The 22587-nt window shown below is 58.7% G+C and carries 18 protein-coding genes; 3 read left to right on the top strand and 15 right to left on the bottom strand.

Translation table 11 applies throughout. The features are described 5' to 3' along the window. Nucleotides 1–187 precede the first annotated feature (187 nt). The 10 genes from NTX71_02180 to NTX71_02225 all read right to left on the bottom strand — a co-directional run bounded on the left by NTX71_02180 (nucleotide 188) and on the right by NTX71_02225 (nucleotide 11954). Complete coding sequence (locus tag NTX71_02180) at nucleotides 188–1114, bottom strand: hypothetical protein (GenBank protein MCX6338711.1); 927 nt, start codon at nucleotides 1112–1114, stop codon at nucleotides 188–190. Beyond that, nucleotides 1111–2100 carry an NAD(P)H-binding protein gene (locus NTX71_02185; GenBank protein MCX6338712.1) on the bottom strand — a complete coding sequence of 330 codons (990 nt, stop codon included), beginning with the start codon at nucleotides 2098–2100 and terminating at the stop codon, nucleotides 1111–1113. The genes NTX71_02180 and NTX71_02185 overlap by 4 nt, the downstream gene beginning before the upstream one ends. A gap of 143 nt (nucleotides 2101–2243) precedes the next feature. Then, entirely contained in the window at nucleotides 2244–3230 is a 987-nt protein-coding gene (locus NTX71_02190; GenBank protein ID MCX6338713.1) for an NAD-dependent epimerase/dehydratase family protein, read from the bottom strand. Nucleotides 3231–3377: 147 nt separating this feature from the next. Beyond that, a complete protein-coding gene (locus tag NTX71_02195) occupies nucleotides 3378–4211 on the bottom strand; it encodes an alpha/beta fold hydrolase (GenBank protein MCX6338714.1) in 834 nt (277 codons plus the stop codon). A gap of 126 nt (nucleotides 4212–4337) precedes the next feature. Continuing rightward, nucleotides 4338–5507: a dipeptide epimerase gene (locus NTX71_02200; GenBank protein MCX6338715.1), complete on the bottom strand. Its 1170-nt coding sequence runs from the start codon at nucleotides 5505–5507 to the stop codon at nucleotides 4338–4340. A 116-nt stretch (nucleotides 5508–5623) separates the two neighbouring features. Next, entirely contained in the window at nucleotides 5624–6415 is a 792-nt protein-coding gene (locus NTX71_02205; GenBank protein MCX6338716.1) for a DUF1571 domain-containing protein, read from the bottom strand. 9 nt (nucleotides 6416–6424) lie between these two features. Beyond that, nucleotides 6425–8161, bottom strand: coding sequence for a GH3 auxin-responsive promoter family protein (locus NTX71_02210; protein MCX6338717.1), 1737 nt, complete (start codon nucleotides 8159–8161; stop codon nucleotides 6425–6427). 190 nt (nucleotides 8162–8351) lie between these two features. Next, on the bottom strand, nucleotides 8352–9197 hold the full coding sequence (locus tag NTX71_02215; GenBank protein ID MCX6338718.1) for a class I SAM-dependent methyltransferase family protein: 846 nt from the start codon (nucleotides 9195–9197) through the stop codon (nucleotides 8352–8354). A gap of 6 nt (nucleotides 9198–9203) precedes the next feature. Then, the gene (gene fabF, locus NTX71_02220) at nucleotides 9204–10493 is read right to left on the bottom strand and encodes a beta-ketoacyl-ACP synthase II (protein ID MCX6338719.1); all 1290 of its coding nucleotides are present in this window, start codon (nucleotides 10491–10493) and stop codon (nucleotides 9204–9206) included. 6 nt (nucleotides 10494–10499) lie between these two features. Then, nucleotides 10500–11954 (bottom strand): beta-ketoacyl-[acyl-carrier-protein] synthase family protein, encoded by a 1455-nt coding sequence (locus NTX71_02225; GenBank protein ID MCX6338720.1) that lies wholly within the window; start codon nucleotides 11952–11954, stop codon nucleotides 10500–10502. Nucleotides 11955–12126: 172 nt separating this feature from the next. On the opposite strand from NTX71_02225, the gene NTX71_02230 reads away from it, so the two are divergent. Continuing rightward, the gene (locus tag NTX71_02230) at nucleotides 12127–12363 is read left to right on the top strand and encodes a DUF3006 domain-containing protein (protein ID MCX6338721.1); all 237 of its coding nucleotides are present in this window, start codon (nucleotides 12127–12129) and stop codon (nucleotides 12361–12363) included. Nucleotides 12364–12495: 132 nt separating this feature from the next. Here the strand turns inward: NTX71_02230 and NTX71_02235 are convergent, their stop codons facing one another. After that, nucleotides 12496–14937: a DNA internalization-related competence protein ComEC/Rec2 gene (locus NTX71_02235; GenBank protein ID MCX6338722.1), complete on the bottom strand. Its 2442-nt coding sequence runs from the start codon at nucleotides 14935–14937 to the stop codon at nucleotides 12496–12498. A gap of 547 nt (nucleotides 14938–15484) precedes the next feature. Between NTX71_02235 and NTX71_02240 the strand changes: the two genes are divergently transcribed. Together NTX71_02240 and NTX71_02245 are read left to right on the top strand one after the other, a co-directional pair. Continuing rightward, nucleotides 15485–16426, top strand: coding sequence for a hypothetical protein (locus tag NTX71_02240; protein ID MCX6338723.1), 942 nt, complete (start codon nucleotides 15485–15487; stop codon nucleotides 16424–16426). Then, complete coding sequence (locus tag NTX71_02245) at nucleotides 16423–18543, top strand: tetratricopeptide repeat protein (protein ID MCX6338724.1); 2121 nt, start codon at nucleotides 16423–16425, stop codon at nucleotides 18541–18543. Before NTX71_02240 ends, NTX71_02245 begins: the two co-directional genes overlap by 4 nt. Before the next feature lie 191 nt (nucleotides 18544–18734). Here the strand turns inward: NTX71_02245 and NTX71_02250 are convergent, their stop codons facing one another. From NTX71_02250 to rph, 4 genes are read right to left on the bottom strand one after another with little or no spacing between them, the layout of a single operon-like run. Further along, nucleotides 18735–19964, bottom strand: coding sequence for an adenosine deaminase family protein (locus NTX71_02250; GenBank protein ID MCX6338725.1), 1230 nt, complete (start codon nucleotides 19962–19964; stop codon nucleotides 18735–18737). A 21-nt stretch (nucleotides 19965–19985) separates the two neighbouring features. Then, nucleotides 19986–21074 (bottom strand): site-2 protease family protein, encoded by a 1089-nt coding sequence (locus NTX71_02255; GenBank protein ID MCX6338726.1) that lies wholly within the window; start codon nucleotides 21072–21074, stop codon nucleotides 19986–19988. A 55-nt stretch (nucleotides 21075–21129) separates the two neighbouring features. Next, on the bottom strand, nucleotides 21130–21822 hold the full coding sequence (locus tag NTX71_02260; GenBank protein ID MCX6338727.1) for an XTP/dITP diphosphatase: 693 nt from the start codon (nucleotides 21820–21822) through the stop codon (nucleotides 21130–21132). After that, the gene (rph, locus tag NTX71_02265; protein MCX6338728.1) at nucleotides 21816–22547 is read right to left on the bottom strand and encodes a ribonuclease PH; all 732 of its coding nucleotides are present in this window, start codon (nucleotides 22545–22547) and stop codon (nucleotides 21816–21818) included. The genes NTX71_02260 and rph overlap by 7 nt, the downstream gene beginning before the upstream one ends. Nucleotides 22548–22587 lie beyond the last annotated feature (40 nt).

Raw genomic sequence — 22587 nt, forward strand, 5'->3', positions numbered from 1 at the left:
CCCGGGAGAACTAATACGCTCCGGCAACAGGCCGACTTTAAAATTGCCTGCTAATTTTATATACAAGGACGCATTCGAATATGCCATTACCAAAATCAGAAAATTGAAAGTCTAATTCACCATTTTCACGCAGGTTTCAGGATTAACGAGATACGAGATGCGAGATACGAGATACGAGTAACTATATTCACACGTACTCTTTCAGGAATGAGGTCACGCGCTTCCGGTACTCATCCGGCTCAAGGATCACGGCCTCGTTGTGGCGCGCGCCTGCAACAATCCACATCTGTTTTGAGGCGCGGATGTGGTCATACAGCCAGCGCGCGTGGCGTGCGTCGATATAGCTGTCCTTTTTGCCGTGTATGATAAAAACGGGCGTCGTGCGATTTTCCCTCAGGGCCAACTCCAGCGTGAGGAGCTTGCGGCCCAGCTTCCTCTGTGACGCCTTAAGCCCAAAGAAGCTCAGGTAGGCGATTAAAAAACCGGGGAGCCTGTTGGCAATCCACGGGGGGAAATAGATCGGGGCCCATTTGCGGATGTAACTCACGAGCGTCCCCATCGTGGAAAAGGCGCCATCGCACACCACCGCCTTGATCCCCGGGCTCCTGCCGAGCACACAGAGGCACGTCGTCGCGCCCCGTGAAACCCCGAAAAGGCCGATCCTCTCCGGATCGACATCAGCCCGCCCCTGGACGTACGCGATGGCGCCCAGAAGGTCAAAGTATTCATTCTCGCTCGCCCACTGGGTGGGGTTGTAATTCCCGTTCTTCTCAGCATGCTGACCCCGAAAATCGAACGAGAAAATGTTGTACCCCTCTTCAAGGAGGAACGCGCAATACCGTTCGTAGGAATTGAGGCCCGCGCCGACCTCGTGAGCGAAGATGATCGTCCCCGCCCCTCCCGTGGACGTGCAGGGGACAAAGACCCCTTTGAGCTCCACGCCGTCAAGGCTCACGAACTTGACCACCTCTCCGGCGATCTCCCATTTGGTCTGGGGCGCCGCGGAGACAGTTGAGTTGAGGAACACGTTCGTGATCAAGCGTACGTACTTGACCGTGAACATAACCGCACAGACGAGGAGCAATGCCGCCGCGGCATTGATACACCAGCTCATTGTTCTGTTTCCCCCGATAGCCCGGCGAGGCCGAAGCGCGCAACAGTTCTCATCATGCCGTCTTCAAAACCGAGGAGGCGATTCCCCAGGAGGGACTCGGCTCTATTTCGGGTACAGATAGTATCACAACGCGACATTCTGATCTGTTCCAAATTGAGCGTGCCCTCACGTCGGAGCAGCCGGGCGCCGAGGCCAACGAGATAGGCGACCGGATAGGGGATGCCCACGATGCGGCGCTGAAGGCCCAGTGCCTTGATCAGAAGAGCGGTAATCTCCCTGAGCGTGAGTACGCGGGGGCCTCCCACCTCCCATACCTCGCGGGGGCAGCCGGGGGCAGCAATCGCATCGGTGATGCAGGATACGAGGTCACCTATGAAGATCGGCTGGAGGCGATTGCGTCCCGAGCGGACAAGAGGCACTGCCCTCCGACCCGCGGCCATCCGGGAAAGCTTCTTGATGATTTTGCTGTCCCGGGCCCCTGTCGTTTTCCCGAAGACGAGCGAGGATCTGATGACGATATATTCCAGGCCCGACCGCCTGATTTCTTCTTCCGCCTCCCACTTGGTCTTCAAGTAGTTGTTGCCTGCCTCCCCTGAAGCGCCGATGGCGCTCAGATACACGACCCGCCCCGCTCCTCCCGGACGGGTAACCGCGCACTTCCTTTTCGAGCCGGGAATCGCGGCCCGAAACGCCCGGAGGAGCAGTTGGGTCTTGCGTGTGTGCATGTCTTGGTAACCGCCGCGCTTCGGACGCTCGATACTTCCCAGGAGGTGGACGATTGTTTCCACCCCTTCCAATGCCCGCAGGAGAAGAGCCTCCTCCTCAAGATTCGCCTCAACCACCTGCGCCCCCATCTCCGCGAGAAACGCCTGCTCGTCGGCGCCGCACCCCCTCCTGACAAGCGCGCGGACGGCTATCCCTTCCCCGCAGAGTTTCTCCACGAGGTGCACGCCCACGTACCCGTTCGCGCCGGTAATGAGAATCATGAATTCAAATCCCAAACCTGCCATCCGGCAGGCAAGTTCCAAACTTGCCCGCCATAGGCGGGTCCCAAATCCCAACGATCATGTAAAAGGCATCAAGCGTACAGGCGCTCTTATTCATTCTCACACGTTCTCCGAGATACGAATCACGAACCCCGGCTTTTGAACCATTCAATTGTTTCCTGAAGGGCTCTCTCAAACGGAATATCCGGGCCGTATCCAAGTTCGCGTCTCGCTTTTGAGATATCGAAGGTAAGGTGGGTGTACATGAATTTCAGCCTGAACCGGTTGAGGAGGGGGGCTGATTTCAGCCTCAAGACCTTCGCGGTCAGCTCACAGAACTTGCACACCATGACGGCGAGAGGGTACGGTATGCTCTTGCGGGGTTGCGCACACCCCATCCCGTTCGCGATCCTGGTGATCAGATCCCTGCGTGTGACTGATGCGCCGTCGGTAACATTGTATACCTGGCCCACGGCGCGCGATGACCCGGCCGCGAGGAGCAGCGCCTCCGCAAGATTCTTCGCATAGACGAGCGTGAATGGATTCAACCCCCCGGCAACGTACGCGTACCTCCCGTTTTTCAAATAGGTAAGAATACGCGGAAACATCTGGCGGTCGCGCGGGCCATACACGTAGGGCGCCCTGATGACCGTCACGGACAGGCCGGTCCGCCCTGCGGAATCCCAGAGGAGTTTCTCGGCTTCTATCTTTGTGGTGTTGTAGTTGTCGCCCGTGTACACAAATGGCGCCGACTCGTCCAGATTGTCCTGCCTGTCCATGCCCAGGACCACCATTGAGCTCGTGTACAGGAATCTCTTGATCCGGGCGGCGGCGCACGCCTTGAGCAACAGCTCGAGGCCGTGGACGTTCACGCGCCTCATTTCCTCAAGACTCGCCCAATCACTCACCACCGCCGCGCAGTGAAATACGATGTCCACGCCTCGCACGGCGCCACCGAGCGACTCCTCATCCATGAGATCGCCAGGCCGGAGCTCCACGCCGAGCGACCGCAGAAAGGCCGTATCGCTCCCGGGACGGACAAGCGCCCTCACCCGATGCCCCTTCGACACCAGGAGTTCAGCAAGATTACTCCCCACGCATCCCGTCGCTCCGGTCACCAGTGCATTCATGATGTTATTTCCTCTTTTGCCGCAGATGAACGCGGATTTCCGCAGATATGAAAAACGGCCCGTGCTGCAATTTCCACGCAACTCATGACATGCAATAACACATTGAATTATATCTACCTGCGTTTATCTGCGTGTATCCGCGGCTTATCATCTGTGGTTGTCGAGCCACCTCACCAGGTCCTCGTAATACTCATCCCGGCACGGGCCAAACTCCAGCGTGTGCCTCGCCTTCTCATAGATTTTCATGACCTTGTCGCCACATGCGCATGAATGGAAGAGCTCTTTCACCGCGCCATTGTCAACAATCTGATCGCGCCCGGCAAGGAGGAGGAGGAAGGGGATGCGTATGCCCGGGAATGCGCTTTTTGCACACCGCTCCAATCTCCGGCTCTCGAGGAGGAACCTCGCGGTCACGCGCCTCAGGCCAAACGCGTCCTCTTCTATGTAGTTTTGTTCGTCCGGATCATCGGTAAAAAGCGCCGGATCATCCAGGGGGATTACGAATTCCCTATCGTTCTTAAAAAGCAGCGCCATCGCCACGGCGAGCTTTGTCCATGGCGCGTAATCGCGGAGTGAGACAAGGCCGGGCACGGCAAAAATAAGACTCTTCAATTGAACCCTGCCGGCGACGGCAACCGCAGCCGCCAGCCGCCCTCCCCACGATATTCCCAGGAGGTGGACCGGCTTCCCGGGGAGGTCTCGCCCCGCGAGGCTGATAAAATGCTCCACATCCCCGATCCATCGCTGATAGCTCACGGGGCCCCTCATCTCCCCCCGGTTGAGGCCGGAGCCCCGGCGATCGGGAAAGAGCACATGATACCCCTTGAGGCAAAGATGCGCGCAGGTTTCGTCGTACCATGCACCGTGGCTGCGGATGCCGTGGATGCCTATCACCACGCCCCTGGGCGTTCGGGGATTCCATTCACGGTAGCGGAGCTTGACTCCGTCAGCGGCTGATGTCTCCTTTATCTCAGGATTCAACTCCTCCATATCCACCTATAGGGTTCTCGCAAGTAACTACTGAGCAGTAATGTCGCCGCCGGCGTCCTCATTCCAACTCCTGGCTCCTGACTCCTGAATTCTGGCTCCTGAGCAGTTACCTTTCGGTTACTGATGCAGTTCAAATTTCTCCACCGTGTACTTATTCAATCGGGCGCGGTCTACCGTAATGCCAAATCCGATCCCGCCTAAAGGCGGCGCCCATCCGCCGTAGCCGAACGTCAGGTCCTCCGCAGTCAAATTTTCTTTGAGAAGGTATCGATCATACGACCCCTCTCTATGGCGTATGCCGGGGACGAGAAATGCAAAGTGGCGTCCCGCAGCCGAAAGGATCCCCGTCTCACCAACCTGGCACCCGAGTTGATAGCCGATTCCCTTGGCGCGGAGCTCAGCGGCCATGCTCAGGGAAGCGAGGAAACCGCCGCATTTAGACAGCCGGATATTTACCACGTCGCAGGAGCGGCTGTCAACCGCGTGTTTCAATTGAGCGGGAGAACAGACGGATTCGTCCAGCATGATGGGGACGTTCACCCTGGCCCTGATGAACGGCAGATCGTCCCTGCACGCCGGCGCGAGCGGTTCCTCCACGGAAGAGATACCGAGAGCCGACAGGCGTGGAATCACTCTGAGCGCAGTCGGGGTATCCCATGCGCCATTCGCATCAACCCTGATATCTATCCCACGCCCCAGGAGCATCCTGGCCATGCGCACCAGAGCCACATCCCGTTTTTCTCCCCACCCCACCTTGAGTTTGACGGCTCGAAAGCCGTAGAGGCGGTACGTGATCAAGGATGCGGCGACGCGGCGCGCCGAACCACCGGAACACACCGCGCTGTACCGCACCCTGGCGGACCGCTCACCACACGGCGTGAGCCCCCGGATATGCGCCGCGAGATCTCCCACGCCGGCGCAATGCGATTTCATGAGCGCGTCGAGCACACTGAGACCCAGGGCGCAGCGGGCGGCGCCAGGGAAAATCGCCCCGTCGCCTTCGGCAGCTCCCTCCCACTCCTGAAGACGGCTCAGCCCATGCGCCGGCGATCGCCACTCCCCGGCGAGAAAGGAATAGTCGAGCCTGGCCAGGTACCGCACGGAGGAGGCCGGTGTTTCCCCGGTGACATATTCGCGCGGCACCCCTTCCCCGAAACCGCTCACCCCGCCGTCCGTGAGCGCCTCAACCACCACATTCTCCGCCGTGCTGCGCGTGGAACGCGAATGGGCAAAGGCGACTTTTAACGGCAGTCGAACATGATAGACGGTGATTTTTGTGATGCGCACGATCACACCCCCGATGAGTGAAAAGATAGATACGCCGTTGAACTGATCTGAGGGCAGAACACCAATCGCTCTCGCGGAGGGATGCCCGCCTCTCTCGCCCGCGCGAGTGTACCTGCCTATGGAATCGGCACCGTCACATAGCCGAAATGGTACGCGCTGTTTGCGCTATCGAAATCCGCCTCGGTGAGCCCGACATCCGTCCGAAGGCCGTCGTAGAGGTACTTCTCGAGCAATTCGCCGCTCCATCCGTAGCTGGTCACCGAGAGCGGGTATCCGGTTTCTCTATCGAGCGCGAGCACTGTTCTGTGCGCGGGATACCCCGCCTTGCGAGGAAGCGTGCGCTCGAACAGATGCACCGGGCGCCCCCCCACCTCTCTTGCGCCGAGATAGCGCACGCGTAAATCGCCATTGCGCTGCGCCCGCTCACACATCTGCACGAGGAGCGTGATGGTATTCCCGAGACCGGATTCCGTGATGGGCCTCGAGTTTCTGCGCATGGCGAGCGCGCCCGTAGGGTGGAGGGCAAAGGTGGGTGCAAAATAGTTGATCATCCCACCAAGATGGACGAGGAGCCTCCCGTCGTGCTTCCCCTCTGCGTACAGAGCCTCCCTGCCCTTATCGATATCGCCGATCCATTTCATGTACACCATGAACGGCTTTTTAAACTTGAATAATATATCCTCCTCTCCATACAGGACCCCCCCTACCCGCTGCTGCTTATGGAATGTGGCCGTGTAATCCTGAACCGTTTCGTAGTTCTTCTGCGCCAGGTGCAGGAGCTCAATGAGATCAGGCTCGTTCGCTCCCCCTTTCGCCACCGAAGCACCTCCCGCCCACAGGAGGCCGCAGAGGCACGCTCCGACGGCACGCGCCCCCACCCCCATGCGTTTCAGCTCACGCTCGTGCAATGATACCCCCTATCGTTGCGATGAGGCGCCCCGGTCTTCTCCTCGCCCCGCACCCGGTTCCCCGGCAATCTGAAATCGCGCGCAGTGGTCAAGGAGCGGGCTCAGGTAGGGATGCTTGTACTGCTCCATCCTCCCCCCGCTCTTTTCTATGTGAGCCCGCTTATCGCGCTCAAACGAGCCCTCGATGATCACCCTCGCCACCGGCGCCCCCAATCGCCCGGAATCCCTCTTGTTTTTGTACTCCATGTTCAGTTCCCTGAGCTCCGCATCGAATCGCGCGCCGATCGATGCCAGGAGCCGTTCACCCCGATCGCCCGCGAACACGCCGTCGGGACGCTCCTCCAGGAGGACGAAGTAAAACGGCGGCACGTCCCAGCCTGGGCACACGGTAAACTGGGGGACCGAAAAACCCAACTGGCGCTCACACGCACGAAACGCCTCTACCACCTGGTGTTCCGAAATCTTCTCCCCGGTCAATGAGCTGATGCGGTTCCCCTTGTGGAGAAACTTCAGGATGGGCGTTTCACCGAAATAGCCGGTCACCTGTACCACGTCCGAGATATTATAGCGGAAAAAACCGGATGAGGTGGTGAGGATTATGTAGTACTTCTCCCCCTCTCGCAGCTCGTGCGCGAGGAGGGTGTCTCCGCCCGCGCGCTCCTCACCGTATGGTGTGAACTCATAGAAATGGCTTCCGATGTCGAGCACGCCCCCGCGCGCTCCATCCTCCAGCGGGATGGTCATCCGCCCCTCCGACGCGATAAGGCCGGGATCCCTCAGCGGCTTCGGACCCCAGTACTCCCTGACCAGGTCGAGCCATGGCGTGAGCGTCCCCCCTGTCCAGCATCCGATCACGTTGAGCTCCGGCCACACATCGCGGGGCAACAGCCGGCCGCGTTGGGCGAGAAGCCGATCGAGCCGTGAAGCCAGCGAGCGCTTCCTGCCCACGCGCGAAGCGAGCGCGCGTCCCAATGCAGGGTCAAGCCGCTCCGACACGGAGAGTGTTCCATCATACCAATCCTTTATCATGCGCCCCGCATTTTTCTCCAAACAGGCTCCCAGCGCCACGAGCGTGCTCGGGTTTGCAGCAATCAGGAGAGAGATCTTATGCTGCATCGCCAGCAGCGCAATGCAGTAATACTTGGCGTCGTAGTCATCGATCAGGTACACGTCGGGTGAGAGCGCGTATTTGAGGTTGGCGATCCTATTCTGCGATTCGGCGACCAGGCCCGTAGCCGCACCGCAGGGCACCCCCCGCTCCGTTTCTCTCTCCCGGCTCGGAGAGATAATGTGCAGAATCTTTTGATCGATGGCATGGGGGTGATCGGCGAGCAGGCCCATGCCCCAGATAAAGTTTCCCTGCGCGAGTTCCCTGCGATACCTCCCGGTCACCGGTACATACTTTGGCGTCGCCGTGGTTCCGCTGGTCATGGCGAACATGAGGAGTTTTTCACCAGGGGGGAAGAGGATGTTCCGCTCGCCGCGTATAATCCTCTCTATGTACGGAGCGAGCGCTTCATAACCGACTATCGGAACAGCCCTGCGGTATCCCTCCGGTGACGCGATCTTTGAAAACAGGAAGCGCCGCCCGTACTCGGTGCCCGAGGCATACCGGAGTTTCGCGAGGAGCATCGCCCGCTGTGCAGCGGCACAGTTCGCCGCAGCGCGCCGGAATGCCCTCTGCGCTCTTATCCCGTGCAATCTCGCCCATCCGTACACGAGGGGCGTGAGCACCGTCCTATACATAGTTTCTGCTCCAGATAGTTATTAATGATATTGAAACAGGATACACGCAGATACACACAGATAACATGATTTTGAACTATCTGCGTTCATCTGTGTGAATCCTGTTCCTCTTAATAATTCCAAATCCCACATAGAAAGGGAGGGGGAGCGTGTGAGGGGGAGAGCGTGAGGGGGCGATGCCAGTGCGATCCTATCGCTTCGATGCGACGACAATAGAATACACGCCGAGCGGATCGCTCCGTTGATGGAATTCACCAAAGCCGCACTCCTCAAATAACCTCAAAATCTTCCGAGGGGAGCGATAGTTCAGATGCCAGTTGAAAACCCTGCGCAGATAACGGTCTACCCCGTGGGTATCGCGCATGCTGTTCACGAGAACGCTTCCGCCTGGGGGAAGCATGCGGTGGCTCACCTGAAAAAGCTCCTTCACCTGGTCATCCGTGAGGTATTCAAGGATGCCCACCATTTTCACGATATGTGGCACGACCTCCAGGAGGTGTTCAAGGTTGACCGCGTTCCCGGCGATGTAGCGCACCCGCCCCCTCAAACCCATCTCATCGGCCAATTTCTTGCCAAATTCAAACGCGTCGATGTCCTCGTCGATGCAATAGGCAAAAACCCTGTCGGTATTCGCATCTACCATCGCCTCGAGCACGTTGAAGCCCGGCCCTGTGCCGATACCCACGATATGGACATCTCCCTGCACGCGATATTTATGGATGAGGTCCTTGAGCGCACTCACCGCCATCCGTCTGCGGTTGCGAGCGCTGAGCGTGAGCACCGCATCCTTGAGAATGCGCTTGTCGATCCAATCCCTCGGTTCTCGGTTCTCGTATGATATCCTCATGGCCCTCCATCCACCGGGCCGCAGGATCGATTCCTGCACGAGCGGGCTCCTGCTCGTGCTGAGAAAACCGGTGAGGATCTTTGCGGGGACAATGTAATTCACCAGGGGATTCAAGATGGCGCGGTTGAATACCCTCTGGAGCAGGGGCAGCGTCTCATAGCGGATACCATCGATTTTAATGTACTTCACCGGAGATCACCCCCCATGCCGGGCGAGCACCAGGCATACATTCTGGCCGCCGAATCCAAAGGAGTTCGAGAGCGCGATGCGGACGCTCGCCTCGCGCGCCCTGTTGGGCACGTAGTCGAGGTCACAGTCGGGATCGGGAAATTCCTGATTGATCGTGGGGGGGATGACGCCGCGCCCGATGGCGAGAAGGCAGACGGCGGCTTCGACCGCACCGGCGGCAGCGATGAGGTGTCCCATCATCGATTTGGTCGAACTCACCGGCACCTTTGTGCTGTGTTCGAGAAAAACCTTCTTAATCGCGAGCGTTTCAACTCTGTCATTGATCTGGGTTGACGTGCCGTGCGCATTGATGTAGTCCACCTGCTCCGGCCGGATGCCCGCATCCCGTATGGCGTTCTGCATCGCCTGGGCGGCCCCCCTCCCCTCGGGATGGATATCGGTAATGCGGTATGCATCGGAAGAACAGCCGTAGCCGAGGACCTCGCCGTAGATTTTTGCCCCCCGAGAAAGGGCGTGCCGCTCTTCCTCCAGGATGAGGATACCGGCCCCCTCGGCGAGCACAAATCCGTCCCGCTTGCGATCGAAGGGCCTGCTCGCTTTCTCGGGGTCATCGTTGCGGGTGGAGATCGCCGTGAGCAGGTTGAACCCGGCGAGGCCCATCGGATGAATCATCGAGTGAGCCCCACCCGTGAACATGACATCCGCATCGCCCCGCGCGATTATGCACGCCGCCTCCCCCATCGCCTGCGCGCTCGCGGCGCACGCGGTGAGACAGTTAGAGTTCGGCCCCTGCGCATTATACACGTTTGCGATGTGGTATCCCGGCTTACTGGGCTCATACTCGATGTCCTTCTTGGCGTTGAGCATCTCAATGCCTTGGCGCAGGAATGTCGCCATATTCACCGTATCCCCCTCCAGCGACTCGCAGATCCGGTGCGCCAACCAAGTGAAGCTCGGATCACCCTCGCCGCACCCGAGGTACACGCCTACCCGCACGGGATCGAGCGCGCATTCCTTGAGACCCGCATCGTCGTATGCCACGCGGGCCGCTGCGAGGGCAAACTGCGTGTGCACTCCAAGGGAATCAAGATCATCGCGCCGCCCCACCAATTCCACGGCATTAAATTCTTTCACCTGACCCGCAATCTTCGTGGGATAACCGGAGGCATCGAAACGCATGAGGCGCCCTATCCCGGAGCGGCCATTCACAAGACTTTCCCAATTCTCCTCCACGCTGATTCCGAGAGGGGTGATGAGACCCATTCCGGTAACGACGACCCGCCGCCAATCACTCATCTTCGCTCAACTCACTTTCCGCAGCACAAGGCTCACGTTCTGCCCCATGAAGTCAAACGAATTGCACAGCGCACACGACACGGCTGCCGGCCGGGGCTGCGGGACATAGTCCAGGTCACACTCAGGATCCCTCACTTCGTAGTTCATCGTGCAGGGGATCACCCGATGATGAATGGCCATCGCTGCCGAGATGAGCCCCATGGCTCCCGAAGCCGACGTCAGGTCGCCGATCTGGCCCTTAATTGAACTCACAGGGATTGAGTATGCCCGCCCACCCCAGACTTCCTTAATGGCCATCGTCTCCAACCTGTCCGTAAAGGGGATTGAATTCCCATGGGCGCTGATGTAGTCGACCTCCGATGCCGCAATGCCCGCGTCCGCGACCGCAGCCCGCATGGCGCGTGATTTGCTTGACGTCTCGACCGCGCCCCCTGGGCTTCTCTGCATGTCCACCGAGCTTCCGTATCCGAGCAGTTCCGCGTAGATACGCGCCCCCCGCGCCCGCGCGTGTTCGATCTCTTCCAGGATGATGATCCCTGCCCCCTCCCCAATGACGAATCCGTCCCTCCTGGCGTCAAAGGGGCAACTCGCCATCTCGGGAAAATCGTTCCTCCGGGAGAGGACGCCAAGTTTGTGATAGCGGATCAGCTTGAGGGGGGTGATACATGAACTCGCCCCCCCCGTGATCACAATATCCGCCCCTCCCCGCGAAATGATGCGGGATGCTTCACCGATCGCATGCGCGCTCGCAGAACAGCCGGTGGTAATGGTGTTACTGGGCCCCTGGGCGTTATAATTAATCGAGACATGGGATGCGAGCATGTTGGGGAGCTGCTTGAGGAGCCAGAGGGGAAAGAGCAGGTGTATCCCCTCAGCGCCGAAGCGCGCCATATCGAATTGTCCAGCTCCATCCAGCGACCTCGCGATGGCCGGCGCGAGCTCGCATACATCGGTTGAGATCATTCCCGCGCCGAAGACCACACCTATCCGCGTGGGGTCAGGCTGGGGCTGGTCCAGCCGGGCATCCTCAGCGGCCTCTTTCGTCGCTGCAACGGCGAATTGCATGTCCCTCATCATTACCTTGAGGGACTTCCGTTTCTCAATGTACTTGAGCGGATCAAAATCCTTCACCTCTGCCGCAATGGTGGTCGGAAACGTTGAGGCGTCGAAAAGCGAAATGTGCGAAACCCCCGATCTTCGGGCGATGAGATTCGACCAGTAGTCGTGCGTGCTCTGCCCGATGGGGCTGATCACCCCGATGCCCACGATGCCCACTCTTCTCTTATTCCCGGTCATTGCCATCCCGTCCAGAATCGGTCCCTCATTGAACGCATCGGGGATCCGCCATCGCCAACCGAGTGTCTCCCCTCCCCATTGCGCTGCCCACGCCCGTTTTTGAGGAGCGCTGCCGGGAAAACAGGCCCACAGGGCCGATTTTAAATAATAGACCATATCACCCATGGAGTCAATCCGCAATGCCGATCCCCTTCATCTGGCGCGCGGCGATTGGAATGCGCAATTGACCATAACTACCCCTTGAGCTCCCGTCTGTAACCCCGTATGATGACTGTATGCGGCAGAGGAGGAGGTGTGATTTCCCTCTGCCATGATCGAACCCGGGAGGGGCAAGACTATGAAGGCGAGGGTGGTTATAGACCGTATTGAGGGAGAGCTGGCAGTCCTTGAAGTTGAAGGAGAGGGGATCGTGGAGTGGCCCGTGAAGTTTCTCCCCCGGGGGATAAAAGAGGGGAATGTCCTCGACGTGGAATTTGTGATTAACCGCGAGGCAGAGGCCGCGCAGCGTGCAAAGATTTCAAAACTCCAGCAGGAGCTTCTCGATCGAACGAAGAAGATGGAAGAGAAACAGTAATGCAGCGATCGATGAACGGGCATTGCGCCCGCTCACATTCCCCCGCGCCCTCCGCCACCGACTATCCGCTCGTTGAGCATGCAATCTCCTCCCCTGCCCCGCGTGATCGCGGCCTCTGTTCACAACGCCTCTCTATCGGAAGGTGTGTATATCAATTTTCCTGCCGTCAGTGGTGAGCGTGATCGCGCCATGCACATCGGTACGGAGCACCACGCACCCTGCCTGCCTCAGGCGCGCGAGGGCTTCCGGTGAGGGATGCCCGAATTTATTGTTCTCGCCGGCACTGAGTATGGCCAACTTCGGCGACACCCGCCGCAAAAATTCATCGGTGCACGAGCTCTTTCCGCCATGGTGTCCTATCCTCAACACATCAGCCTTCAGGGGAAGGCCGCTCCTGCACAGCTCGCCTTCGGCCTCTTTTTCCATATCGGCGCAAAGCAGGATTTTCACCTCGCCGTATTCCGTGAGAAGCGCCACGGAATTATTGTTGAGGTCGGATTGCGCCCCGCTATGGGGATTCCGACCCGGGTTGAGAACAGTGATGCTCACCCCATCTCCCCGCGCCAGGCGGTCGCCCCTCTCAACGGTATAGACCCTGATCCCCTTCGCATGCGCGAGGCCGAGCAGCTTCCTACAATTGTCAGACGAGGGGGCCGTCCCCGTGAGCACCAATCTGCGCACGGAGAACTCCTGCAGCACCGTGAAAAGACCGTCGATGTGATCATCGTGCGGGTGTGTGAGGAGTACCGTATCAACCCTCGCCCGACCGAGAGCCTGGAGGAAAGGCCGCACGATCACCCTCCCCGCGGATACGCCGGCTTCCGGCCCCCCATCTATGAGAAGGTTTTCTCCCCCGGGGAACTTAATATAGCTGGCATCACCCTGCCCCACGTCGAGGAAAACGATTGTCAGGAGCGGGTGTTCCCGGACGAAGGCAAACGGCAGGATTAATAGAACTGCGGCGGCAAGCAGCACCAGATACCGCTCCTTTTTACGCCACCCTCCCCAGATAAAAAGGCCACCTGCCGCAACGGCCCCATAGTAGGAAAAGAACTGAAACGGTCCAGGAGGGGGTACGTAGCGCCAGGAGCACGGAATGCGCGCAATCAAGGCAATCGCCTCGAACATGAGCCGCACGACGCAATAATTCAGCCAGTTGATGAGCCCTGCAAGGGGAGAACTGATCAGCGAGCAGAATGCTCCTGAGAAGCCAAGGCACACCACGGCGAGCCCCGCCGGGATTACCACCATATTCCCGAGCAGCCCGAGGGATGTCACTATGTGAAATGAATAGGCGATCAGCGGGGTCATGCCGACCCACGTCGCGATCGATGTGGCGCAGAGCACCATCACCCGCTTCCCGAAATACCAGCGCAACCGTTCGCCTCGCCCCACGAGCAGTTGTCCAGGCAAGGGGCCGCATGGCCAGACTCGCAGAAAGAGGCTGTTGATTGGGCGGGCGAGCACGAGTATCGAAAGGACCGCCACGAATGAGAGCTGGAAACCGGCGTCGAATAACTGGAGTGGATTCAGCGCGAGGAGGATGAGGGCGGCTACCCCAAGTGAGTTAGTCGCGTCTCGCTGCCTGCTGAGGAACGGGGCCGCCAGGAACGCAATGAACATAACGGAGGCCCTCAGCACGGGAACCGCGAGACCGGTCAGCATGGCGTAGGCAGCAATGAGCGGGATGGTAATCAGTGCCGCGATCCGCTGGGGGACGCGCAGGAGCTTGAGCAGCGCGCCCACCATGAGATAAAAGAAACCGACGTGCAAGCCGGAGATCGCCAGGATATGCATCGTATTGGTGAGCTGAAAAGGCCTGTTGATCTCATCGCCAATGTTCTCCCGATAGCCCAGTATCATTGCGAGGATGATCTGCCGCTCAGGGCCATCCGGCACCCCTCGTTCAAGCCCGCGGCGCAACCGTTCCCTGAGCCACTCGGTCCATCGAAAAATCGCTCGTGCCCTCCCCGATTCGATGCACACTATCTGCGACTCGCCCCTCACGGCCAGAAAATAATCTATCCCGCGCCTGTGCCAGAACGCCCTCCGATCGAATTGCCCCGGGTTGGTCGCCCCCCGGATGCGGCGCAGCGTGCCGACTAACTGTAGCGAGTCACCGCAGGCAAGCTCAATCGGCCGGCCGGAGAGAAGGGTGATGCGCACCCGTCCGCACACGGGAATCCATCCGCGCGTTGTTTCGACCTCCCGCACGCCCATCGTCCCCACCGCCCTATATCGGGCAGAGCCCCTTCCCTCCCTCCCCTCCTCCCACTGACCGGCCGCCACAAGAATCCCCCGGACGCCTATGCGGGCTGATCGCTCGCCGAAGAGTATTCTCAAATCACCGTGATCGAGCGCGCGCTCATAGCGCGCGCACGTGAAGAATCCCGCGAGAAAGGCGGCGAGCACTGTCATGCCAGTTGAGGGATGCGGCCATGGAAGGAGTGCGCCTCCACACGCAAAAACGAGCGAGAGGAACGCCGCGGGAACAAGGTACGCTGTCCCAAGCGAACGACAGAGCAGAATGCCGCCCGCGAAAGCCAACGCAAGATAGAACGCCGGTCTGCGCATCCGCCGCCCCTCTTCCGGTACGGGCGATGATTGACGAGCGCTCGAACGCATCGCAGCTCGGGATCGCTTTTTCAGACGGGTGAATGAGACGGGGAACATGCCACCGTTCAGGCCATGAAAGGGAATGCACTGTTACTTTCGCCTGCACCCGCCCCACGGGTGAATTTTATCAAATGTCCCAGGCGAGAGCCGGGAATTCGGGCATCCACTGGCAGGGGCGTGAGTCATTATCCGCACGGGCATGAGCGTGCCGGAAGGGTAAGGGGTCACTTATAGAGGGGGGCCACTGATCCCGCTAAGCGGGACGGATTATGACGGATATTCACAGATGAAAAGAAAGCTTCATCTGCGGCCATCCGTGTGGTTATCCGTGAAAATCCGTGGCGAACATCATTTACCGTTACCCCTGCAAAACTGACCCATTACCCGGAAGGTAATTTATACAGGGAAACAAAACGTCAAAAATGATACTATGGTGCGATCAGGAATAACCGGGCGGGTCCACGCTCGCGGAGCGCCCGGGTCCGCCGTCTCATATGACTGCCATATGAAAATAGCGTTCCACGAATTCGCACTCACGGGAAAGGGAATCACCTCATTTCCGGCAGTGGCCATATGCCTCCTCATATCCGGCTGCGCCTCGAAGGCACCGCTCCACGCGGATGCGCGCTACGAGCCCTATGAAAACCTCCTGGAAATCGTGAGCGATCTGCAACGGCATGCCAACGACAATGCCTACCGCTTCCCGGCCCCCCGCGACCCGAGCGGCCAGAACCTCTACAAGGCCAGCTTGATACGACTTCTCAACTTCGAAAAGATATACCCGCGGCGCATGCCCGACGTCGTGAACTTCAGCAAGGGGATCTGCATGGAGCGGCTGCACGATTACGACGGCGCGCTGAGAGCCTTCAAGCACGTTGCCGAGAGCGATTCTCCGTTGAGGGAACAGGCGAGCAGCACAATGGCGATTCTTGAAAAATTTAATGACCTCGCGAACTACCGTATCGAGAAAAATAATGTCAGCGATTATCTCACGGAACTGGAATTCAAGCTTGACACCTGGGGAAAGCTCATCGGCGAGGTGACGGGGACCCCGTACGAGTGGCTGGCGCGCGAGGATGAAGAGAAGGTCGAGCAGCACCTCGCGGAGTTCGTGGCGCAGAATTATCTCGTCATCAAGAATGGCATCGAGAACGCACTCAATCTCTACCGACAGTTGACGATCAAACACGCCCAGAGCAAGAACATCAATCTCCACTACCTGAACTGGGCGGACTTCTGCGCCCTTCTCTCGAGGCGCTACGCGCAGGAAGCAGATCCGCGGAGCCTCGAATTCGACATGGAGACGTTCAACAAAACAGCGGATGCCGCGATACGCCTCTACAGCCTCGTCGCACAAAAAGACGGGGCAACAGAAAAAGTGGAGGCACTCGGGAAGCTCCAGGCCTTCAACGCGTTCATCGCGAAGATTCAGGGTGAGAGCGAATGAGGAGAATTTTCGACCTCTCTTTTTTCACCGCGCTGGCGCTCATGGCATGGCTTCGTCTCCCGCAGGGTTCCTGCCACGCATCCGAAAGCCCCACGCCCCCTGCCGCTCCGCGCTCTCCGTCCTCCGACATTGAGCAGCACGTCTGCCGCGCGATCTCGTTCGCCTATCTCAATAAATCGGAAGACCTCGAGAAAGAGTACCTCTTTTTCAAGGGCATGGACAACTTCATGAACGAACAGGGGCACGCGGCCACCGGCCTGAGCGACAACCTTCTTGATCTGATGCTGAGCGGCATCAGGGACCGGGATGAGTTCATGGAGGCCCAACGCACGATCCTCAGTGAGGCCCCTGATGAGGAACTGCGGCGCCGGGTAAATTTCAGGCTCACCGACGAGGTCAGCAGCGCCAATTCGCTCCTCGCCACGGATCGCTACAACCGCTTCGCGTTCATATTCAATACGTTCGTGAGGCCGCTGAGTCTTCTCGCGGTCGGCTATTTCCCCGCGCTGATTGATTCGGGTGTCGCAACGCTGCTCAACTTCAGCAAACTCACGGAGCTCAGCGTTGAAGAGAAGAAGGCGCTCGTCCTCTACAAGCAGTTCCTGGATCAGTACCCCCATAGCGACAAGGCAGAACTCCTCCGCCACCGCGCCACGGCGCTCGATCAGAAGCGCATCAAGAGCTGCTACGAGCGTGAGCTCGCGCTCGCCGAGGAGCAGATATCCAAAGGCAACTTCTGGCAGGCGCAGCAATATTTCAAGAACGCCCTCGCATATTGCCCAGGGGCCGGCAAGGCATCCGAGGGGCTCACGCGGGCGCGGGAGTTAGAGTCACAGAGGAACAGGCTCAAGGGAAAAACACTCGAACCCGCAGACAAAACCAGGGAGCTCACCCCCGATGAGGCAGAAGCTGATTACCTGAATATCCTCTACGGCGCCGTGGCGGGCGATCCCGACGCAATGATCCGTGAAGCGGATACGCTGATCAACCGTCACCCGAAGAGCCCGTATGTCCCCCACGCGCTCTACGCCGTCGCGGTCGCCCGTGATATGGATGGGGATCGCGAGGCGGCCATGGAAATCATGCGGAGGATCGCCGGGAAGTACCCCGCCTCTCATATCGGGCGGCACGCGCGCGCGTACCTCGCCGACCCCGAGTACAACCTCCACCTCGCGTTCCAGCGTTCGAAAATGCAGCACGGTAAGCAGACCACAAAGTACATCGCGATGGGACCCGATTTTGCCAAATCGAACGTTATCCTTGGCACCTCGCGTGTCATCACCCAGGGGCTCGAAGCATTCCAGAGCCTGGGGACATTCAACGTGATCGCGCTGGTCCTCCGCGGCGTGAACTCGTTCACAAAAAATCCCGTCTCCGAACAGGAGATTATTGACTCCGGCCTCAACTACCTGCGCCGCTATCCTGATTCACCTGCTGCACCGGAAGTACACCTCAGGCTCGCCGGGGCCTATGCCAAGAGGCAGAATCTTTCGAAGGCGGTCTATCACTACGCGGCGAGCGGAAGGGTTTCCCACAGGACGCTTGAGAAGCTCCGCGAGAAGGCGGCCCAGCAGTACCTCGATTTTGCCAACGCGACGGAGAACCCACAGGAAAAACTCCGGTGCTACGAAACCATCCTTGACGACTATCCCCGCAGCAAGGCAGCGGCAAAGGCACTTGAGGCGCTCTCCGCGCTCGAAAAGGTGAAGGAGCCCCTCTTCACGCTCGACAAGGCGACCCTCGTCGAGTACCCGATCGTGTTCAAGCTCACGGCGCTGCATATCGGTCCGCATCTGCTCGATGGGAATCTTGAGAATGGTGAACTGGATTCAAAAGGCCTGTACTCTCCCCGGCGCGGGAAAATCACCCTCGTGTTCAAAGAGCAAAAGGGCGTGCGAGAAGAGACGATCGATATCGACTACCCAACGTACAAAGGGCTCATGGCGTTCGCGGAAGAGATCAGCTACAGGAAGGGTCTGAGCGAAAAGACGGGCAAGCAGGTCGCGAGCAAGTTCCCCGTCGAGTTCAGGGGAACGGTCGGCGACGACGGCGTGTTCGTGTATCCCCGCCTCAAAATCAAGGAGTATCAGGAGAAGGATCTGTATCTGTATAAATGACAGATTAAACCCCAGACGGAAAATCACCTGCCGGCATGCAAATCTCGATCGAGACGGTGATGAAAATGAGCTCGATCAGCACAACGATATGATCTACTCAATCCCCTCAACCCCCCACAGAATGAATGCTATTAAAACCGCACCGTTGAGGGGTACAGCAGCATGAGCCTTCTCCCCGCGCCCCGTCGCCACTAGAGGCTCCTCAAACGATCCAGGGTGTACCGGAAAGGGGCGCCGATAAGTCTGTTCACGCTGGCCTCGTCCAAATTCAGGATTTTGGCCACGCGGACGATCTCCCAGCTCAGCTTCGTGTGAGAAATCCAGCGATTGTCCGTGCAGATCGCCACCGGCACTCCCTCATCCAGGAATATGCCCAGGGGATGTTCCTTGATCGAGCGGACAGTGCCCGTGTGGATGTTGCTCGAGGGGCATACCTCCACGAGAATATTCTCCACGCGGAGGCGCTCCCGCAGTTTTCGCTGCCGTTCGGAAATCTTCTGAACCCGCTTCCGGTCATAGGGCCTGCCGTTCACATCATCTCTCCCGAGCAGCGTTGCGGCGTTGATGCCGGCAGCAAGGCCATGGCCGATTCTCTTTGCCCCCAGAACGTCGATAACTTCCCCGATGAGCGCTATCCCATCCTCGAGCGACTTATAGGCTTCTCCCGCGTGGCAGACAATGGGCAACCCTGCATCGCGCGCACGCCCGAAGATCTCCGCATATCTCTCCGGACGGAAGCCAATCTCATTGCCGGCACTGTCAACCCCCTTGATGAGGCCGCCCACGGAGGGATCATGTGCTGCTTCGAGAGACTCATCGAGTATCCTTTCTGCAAGAGACGGCTCATGATCTTTAATAAGGCAGAGCAGGAGCGCCGCCTCGAGATCCGGATATTTCTCGCGCGCCTCACCTATCCCCCTCGCGAGCGATTTAATATAGTTCTCCGGTGTGATTGCCCCTCCGAGCATCCAGGGATTAAAACGGATTTCAAGATAGCGCACGCCTTCGCGGTAATTATCCTCGCACACTTCAAAAGCCACTGTGCGTATGCCGTACTCTGTTGCAATGACTGTCTTGGGCAAGGCGTACGCACGCATGTAGTCGGAAAGGCTTCCATTTTGCACGCGATACTCGAGGTAGTGCTTTACCTCGCTCATCACACCATGCACGATATTGCCCGCGATCGAGGGGCCGAATCGTTCAGCGCAGAGGCCCCAGTCGAGATCGGGAGTGGATTGCGCAAGGTGTTTGAGCGTCTCCGGCCTCATGGAACCGTCCAAATGGCAGTGGAGCTCAGCCTTCGGCGTCTCGATCACGCGCGCGAGGATATCTTCCCAGCGCGTTAATTCCCGCGCGTCCTCCCCGCTGCACAGCTTTTTCAGGAAAATGCGGTCATTCGCATCTGGTACGTTTGTACTCAAAAATGCGCCCTCAGCGATAGGTTAGAACCCCCCCTGGAACGTGATCGGGATAGGGACAACACAGAGAATTAAAATAACCATCGTCAGGAGCGCGATGATTATTCTCCCCCGATTGAGAGGGGTCACATCATTGAGGGGTGGCGCGTGATATGGCCCGAGGAGTATTACGAGGAATGCCCACAGGAACCACCCCTGCCACAGGAACCACCCCATGATAAGGAGGGCAGCGATAGTCATCCGGGCGACGAGCGAGTGCCAGCGACCGAGCACTGCATAGAGCACGTGTCCGCCGTCAAGCTGACCCACGGGCATGAGGTTGAACGCGGTGATCAGGAGCCCCACCCAGCCGGCGAAGGCGACGGGATGGAGCATCACCGTTTTACCCTCGGGCAGATGGCCCTTGGTGAAATACGTCATAAGCATGGTCATCAGAGAGTCCCCGAACTCGGTCACACCCCTCTTCACCACGGGCGAGAGGTCAACGACTTCGGAAAGAGACAACCCCACACCGAGCGCGACGAGGGCGACAATGAAACCGCAGATGGGGCCGGCAGCGCCAATATCGAGCAGGCCTTTCCTATCAGGAACGGGCGACTTGGTCTTGATGACGGCGCCGAATGTGCCGATGATGGTCGGGCCGGGGATAAAATAGGGGAGCGTCGCCTTGACACCATGGAAGGAGGACATGAGGTAGTGGCCAAACTCATGCACCGCCAGGATGGCGAGGATGCTGACGGAAAAGGGGAGACCTGCGCTGAACCGTTCTGGCTGAGCGATGAGGTCAACCCCCGCCAACCCGGCACCGACGACCAACGTGGAGATCACCGTGAGCACAAAGAGCAGCAGGTTGATCAGCGGATTCGATGGCGAGGGATACGTCTCTGGCACGACCCGCACCTCATAACTGCTGCCGCGGCGAGCGATCATCGGGACAAACCCCATGCGCCCCAGCCTCTCTCTCATCCATCCGAATGCCTCTTCCGCAGACGGAATGAAGTCACCCCGGAAAACGAGCGCATCCCTTTTTATCAGCGCTTCGTCTATCGTCATGATATCTTCAAGCACAACCCGCAATTGAACCGCGATGAGCTTTATGTCATGCGCATCCATGTGTGAGTTTTAGATTCCGGTTATGTGGTTGTGTGGACTGGGCTGCTCTTGCTGTTCAGAATTTTGGGATGCGAGGCTTGTTATCCCTTCTGTCCTGCCCCTTGGCACCTGATATCGGTGATTGCTGATCTTTGATTTCGGCCTGGTAGAGATACTTCTCGAGGGCCATGAGCGCTTTCTCCATTGCCCGTGCCCTGTGGCTGATTCTATTCTTGATCCTCGGGGGAAGCTCCGCAAAGGTCTTATTGTACTCAATCGGTTGGAACAGGGGATCGTAGCCAAATCCGCTGCTCCCCCGTTCCCTGAGCACAACGATTCCCGGACAGCTCCCCTCGACGACGTCAATCAGTCTCTCGGGATTGGCGATTGCGATATAACAGACAAAGCGCGCCTGGCGCCGGCGTTCAGGAATGTCACGGAGGAGGGCGAGGAGCTTCTCATTATTCTCTTTGTCCGTGGCGCCCTCTCCGGAGAAACGCGCCGAAAGAATTCCCGGACGGCCCGCGAGGGCGTCCACCTCCAGACCCGAATCATCCCCGATCGCGAGCTTCCCTGTCGCTCGGGCAACGGACAACGCCTTTTTGGCTGCATTTTCGCTGAAGCTCCGGCCATCTTCAGCGACCTCGGCATTGCCAGGAAAATCGACGAGCGAGAGAATGTTGAGCTCAAGATTGGACCTCTGGAGCATTCCCTTGAGTTCCCGCACCTTGTTCTTGTTTCGCGTCGCGATCACGAGGTCTGTCACAATCTGCCTTCCAGGATCTTCATTTGCGTTGCAATAAGGGCATCGATGCCCTTTCGCGCCATTGCAACCATTGACACCATCTCTTCGGCGGTGAACGGCGCAGATTCAGCAGTCCCCTGAATCTCGATAAACCGTCCGCTCTCCGTCATCACCAGGTTCATATCCACCTCTGCGCGGCAATCCTCTTCGTAGTTCAGATCGAGCAACAGCGCCCCCCCAACCTTTCCCACGCTCACGGCGGCAATCGCCTCCCGGACGGGGTTCCCCGCTATCTTCCCCTCGTCCCTGAGCTTCCTGAGGGCGAGCTCCAACGCCACAAAACCGCCCGTGATCGCCGCTGTCCTTGTTCCGCCATCAGCCTGCAATACATCGCAGTCGATCCAGATGGTACGCTCGCCGAGCTGATTCAAATCCACAACAGCCCGGAGCGCCCGCCCGATCACGCGCTGAATCTCATGCGTCCTCCCCGCGATCTTCCCTCTCGTCGCCTCCCGCGCGGTCCTCTTTGGAGATGAAAACGGCATCATGGAATACTCGCACGTGATCCACCCCCCGGGGCGTTTTTGCTCTCTCATCCAACGTGGGGCGGCCTCCTCCATAGATGCCGCGCAGATAACCTTGGTATCGCCGAACTCGACCAACACCGAGCCGAGGGGGTATTTCACGAAATCTCTTGTGATTCTCACGGGGCGCAACTCATCATTCGCCCGCCTGTCTTTTCTTTGCATTATCTTCCCTCTATTTCTAGAAACCAGCAACCAGTAACTG

Source organism: Candidatus Auribacterota bacterium (assembly GCA_026392035.1).
In the GTDB taxonomy this organism is placed as follows: domain Bacteria; phylum Auribacterota; class Tritonobacteria; order UBA1439; family UBA1439; genus JAPLCX01.